The sequence below is a fragment of the Lutibacter sp. genome (assembly GCF_040883305.1).
GTDB lineage: Bacteria > Bacteroidota > Bacteroidia > Flavobacteriales > Flavobacteriaceae > Lutibacter.
Genome location: NZ_JBFLKT010000047.1, coordinates 1 through 5,174 on the forward strand (window position 1 = coordinate 1; position 5,174 = coordinate 5,174).

At 33.0% G+C, this 5,174-nt stretch carries 2 protein-coding genes; both read left to right on the forward strand.

Going from position 1 to position 5,174, the window contains the following annotated elements; genetic code table 11:
* On the forward strand, window positions 1-2,967 hold a 2,967-nt coding region (locus tag AB1Z17_RS01455), incomplete at its 5' end, for a M12 family metallo-peptidase (RefSeq protein ID WP_368050012.1).
* Window positions 2,968-3,141: 174 nt separating this feature from the next.
* Window positions 3,142-5,174 (forward strand): endonuclease (locus tag AB1Z17_RS01460; protein ID WP_368050013.1); only part of this gene is annotated, 2,033 nt, incomplete at its 3' end.

Consider the following 5,174-nt stretch of genomic DNA (forward strand, 5'->3'; position numbering starts at 1 on the left):
GATAATTTTACAAATGATGATTCACAAGAACTAATTAATGAAAGTCAGACTGTAATTAACAGCACAATTGGAACTAATAATTTTGATATTGGGCATACTTTTAGTACTGGTGGAGGTGGACTAGCGCAATTAAATTCTCCTTGTACTTTTACAGGAAAAGCTAGAGGAATTACAGGATCAAGTAATCCTATTGGAGATGCTTATGATATCGATTATGTTTCGCATGAAATGGGACATCAATACGGTGCACGACACACATTCAATGCCGAAACAGGAGGCTGCGGAGGTAACAGAAGTGCGGCAACATCAGTTGAGCCTGGAAGTGGCTCTACTATTATGGCCTACTCTGGTTTATGTTCGCCAAATAACATCCAATTTTTAGCTGATTCATATTTCCATTATGTAAGCATTCAAGAAATGTGGGCAAATATTTCAGCAGGAAATAGCAGTATCTGCGGTACACTTTCTGACACAAATAATAATACACCTATAGTTGAAAGCCTTCAAGATTATACAATACCCGTTTCAACCCCATTTGCTTTAAAGGCAAATGCGACAGATGAAGACGGAGATTTGCTAACATACACCTGGGAACAAATTGATGCTGAAGCTACTGAATACCCGTTAGTATCAACAGCAACTGTTGGTCCAGCGTTTAGATCTATGCAACCTAATGAAAATCCTGAAAGAACATTTCCAAATATGTCAACTATTTTAGGGGGTAATACTGCCAATCAATGGGAGGTTTTACCATCTGTCTCTAGAACTATGACATTTGCTCTTACCGTTAGAGATAATAATGAAAATGGAGGTCAAACTGCCAGTGATGAAACTTTAATAACATTTTCAGATAGTGCAGGTAGTTTTAAAATAACTTCTCAAATCACTCAAGAAAGCTGGGATGCTGGTACTGCTCAAACAATTAATTGGGATGTTGCAAATACAAATAGCGAACCTGTAAACTGTTCTCACGTAAATATTTTATTTTCAAATGACGGAGGTCAAACATACCCTATTACACTTGCTTCAAATATACCTAATGATGGCTCTCATACCATTGTAAGTCCAAATGTTACAACCACAACTGGAAGGATTAAAATAGAAAGTGTTGGTAACATCTTTTTTAACGTAAACTTGGCAAATATTTCTGTACAATCTTCAGAATTTATTATGAATTTCGAATCCTTTAACCTTGAAACGTGTGCACCAAACGAGGTTGTTTACAATATGACCTATAATACCTTTTTAGATTTTAATGAAGAAACTACTTTTTCTGCAACAGGATTACCAGAAGGAGCAACAGTAACATTTAACCCTTTAACTACGAGTACTAATAATACTGCTGTTACAATGAAAATAACAGGAATAGAAAGCAATACTGTTGGCGAATATAATATTTCTGTAACAGGCACATCTGCTTCAACCACCAAAAATACTGTTACCGGCTTAAATGTATTTTCATCTGAGATAATTTCACCAACATTAAGTTTTCCAGAAAATGAAAGTAGCGGATTATTAGAGCCTTATAATATAAATTGGGTGGCTAGCGAAAATATTAAAAATTATACTATTGAAATTGCTTCTGATTTATTATTTGCAACTATTATAGAAACAGCCACTTTAAATTCTACGCATTTTATACCTGAATTACTTGAATCTAATACAACCTATTATTGGAGAGTAAAAGGGATTAATAATTGTGGTGAAAGTGATTTTTCTAGTCCTAATAGTTTTACAACTGCAAATGTAATTTGCGACCCGGATATCTCTAAAAGTAAACCAGTTGATGTACCTGATAATGATTTAACTGGAGTAAATTCAATAATAAATATAACAACTAATAAAATAATTACAGATGTTAATGTTACTGTAACCGCACCTCATGAGTGGGTTGGTGATTTAACTTTATATTTAATTAGCCCAACGGGAACAAAAGTTCTATTATCAGCAAATAATGGAGATGAAGGTTTAGATTATACGAATACTATTTTTGATAATGATGCTAATACATCTATAACTGTAGGAGTTCCTCCTTTTACAGGAGCCTATAAACCTCAAGGAGATTTATCAAGTTTTAATAATGAGGAATCTTATGGCACTTGGATTTTACAAGCTATTGACGGCGGCCCTGAAGATGTAGGAAGTATCCAAAGTTGGAGTGTCGAAATTTGTGGTGTTACTGTTATTAGCGATGATGATGATAAAGATGGGGTTTTTAATGATGTTGATATTTGTCCTGAAACACCTTTAGGAAGTGTTGTAGATAGTGTAGGGTGTCCAATTTTTTCATTGCCTGCAAATAATTTCACTATAGAAACTATTAGTGAAACTTGCCCAAATAAAAATAATGGTCAAATTTTAATTTCAGCTATAGAAACACATAACTATATAGTTACATTAAATGGCACTGCCGCAACATTGCAAAACACAAATTTAAATCCTGGAAATTACACTATTTGTATTGGTGTAGAAGGAGAAAATTTCGAACAATGTTATGATGTAGTAATAGAGGAAGGGATTACAATATCAGGTAAAGTTGCGGTAAATTCTGGAAAAGCCTCCATTGAAATTGAACAGGGAACAGGACCATTTATAGTATCTATAAATAATAAAATTGCTTTCGAAACAGCTTCACCTATATTTACTGTTGATGTAAAGCATGGAGATAGAATTCTAGTAAAATCTAATATTTTATGCGAAGGTGTTTTTGCAAAAACAGTTAATTTATTTAATGAAATTATTGCATATCCAAACCCTACAAAAGGGAATTTTGAAATTGCTTTACCAGTTTCTCAAAAAAATGTAAAAATTGAAATATATAATTTACAATCGCAGTTAGTTTCGGTAAAAAATTACACAATTAATAATGGTAAAATTCAATTAAATATTTCTAATAATTCAACTGGTTTGTACTTTGCTAAAGTTTACCTAGAAGAACCTGTTGTGCTAAAAATTATTAAAGAATAGAAAAATTAAAATCCCATTTTAAGCTAAAAAAATAAACACCTTCAATTTATTGAGGGTGTTTTTATTATTTATGTATATTAACTATTAAGTTATTAATATAAGTACCCAAAATCAAAAATTAATAATAAATTTGTAGCCACATTATTTTTTAATAAGCACTAAAAATCACTTATCGTGAAAAAAACTATACTTTCAATATTACTTTTTATATCATTTATTCCCTTTTACGGACAAATTCAACCTTTTTATAACGGTCTTGATTTTACAAAAACTGAAAATGATTTGTTTATAGAACTTTCTAACAGGATTATTGCTACACATTCTGCAATACCATATTCTTCAAGTTCTACCGACACTTGGGATGTTTTAAAACAAGTAGATGAAGATCCAGATAATACTTCAAACGTATTATTAATTTATGGCTTTGACAATAATGATGGAATAACTGATACAGATAGATCACGTAATAAAAATTTACAAGATACTGGCGGAACTACTGGAACGTGGAATAGAGAACATGTTTTTGCAAAATCTTTAGCAAACCCAGAATTGGGTACCGATGAACCTGGACCTGGAACAGATGTGCATAATTTAAGACCTTCAGACACTCAAAGAAATTCAACTAGAAGCAATAGAAAGTTTACCGATGGTGCTGGAAACTCTGGAATTTCAAATAATGGAGGTTGGTATCCAGGTGATGAATGGAAAGGCGATGTAGCTCGTATTGTAATGTATATGTATTTGCGTTATAACGGGACTGGATCTCAAGTTTCACAAACGCAATGTTTACCAATTAACAGTGGTTTTGGAACAGCTTTAACAGATGATCCAAATATGATAGCTTTATTTTTAAACTGGAATATTGAAGATCCAGTTTCAGAGGTTGAAAACCAACGAAACGATTATATTGAAACCGTGCAAGGAAATAGAAATCCTTTTATAGACAATCCATATTTAGCAACTTTAATTTGGGGTGGTGTTAATGCAGAAGATAAATGGAGTTTAAATAACTCTTCAGATCCTGAAGCTCCAACTTCACCAACAAATATAATAGCTTCAAATACAACATTCGAATCTGTAGAAATTAGTTGGGATGCCGCAACAGATAATGTCGGCGTTATAGATTACTTAATATATTTAGATGGTGAATATTTAAAAACTGCCTTTTCAACTTCTTCAATAATTTCAGGGTTAACTTCAAGTACCACTTATGCTATTACTGTAAAAGCCAGAGATGCTTCTTCAAATTTATCTGAAGTTGGTGCAACTATAAATATAACTACATTAGAAGGGCCAACTTATTTAATAAATGAAGATTTCAGTAATTGCAGCGACTTAGCTTTTTATACTTATAGTGAAGCAAGTAACAAAAACTGGGAATGCGAAACACAATATGGAGAAAACAATACGGGCTCTATAGGTATAAACGGATATCAACAAGATGTTTTAAGTAAAGATTGGTTAATTACTTCCACTCCTATTAACTTCGACGAAAATGAAGCTGAAAAACTTAGTTTTTATACAGATGCAGCTTATGGAGATTCCACGCTAGAATTAGTTTATTCTTCAGATTATGATGGTTCCAGCGACCCAAGTGATTTTACATGGATCCCAATGCCAAATATCAATATTCCTGAGCACTCCAATGGAAGTGGAACCCAAGAAATATATACTTTTTCTAATGTAGATATTAGCTCTATTACGGGGACCGTTTATATTGCTTTTAAATACTACTCTTCAGCTGAACCAACACGATGGACGGTTGATAGTTTTAAAATAATTGCAGAAAATAATGATGATATTGATTACGATGGTGTTTTAAACGAAGATGATTTATGTCCAAACACACCAACTGGAGAGGATGTTGATACAAATGGATGCTCTATTGGTCAATTAGATGATGATAATGATGGTGTAGAAAATAGTATTGATACTTGCGAAAACACACCAACTGGAGAGGATGTAAATGCAACAGGTTGTTCCGGTAGTCAATTAGATGATGATGATGACGGCGTTTATAATAATTTAGACATCTGCCCAAACACTCCAAGTGGGGAGGATGTTGATGAAAACGGTTGTTCATACGGTCAATTAGATGATGATAATGATGGTGTAGAAAATAGTATTGACCTTTGTGAGGATACACCACCAGGAGAAGATGTAAGCACAACAGGTTGTTCCGACAGTCAATTAGACGATGATAACGA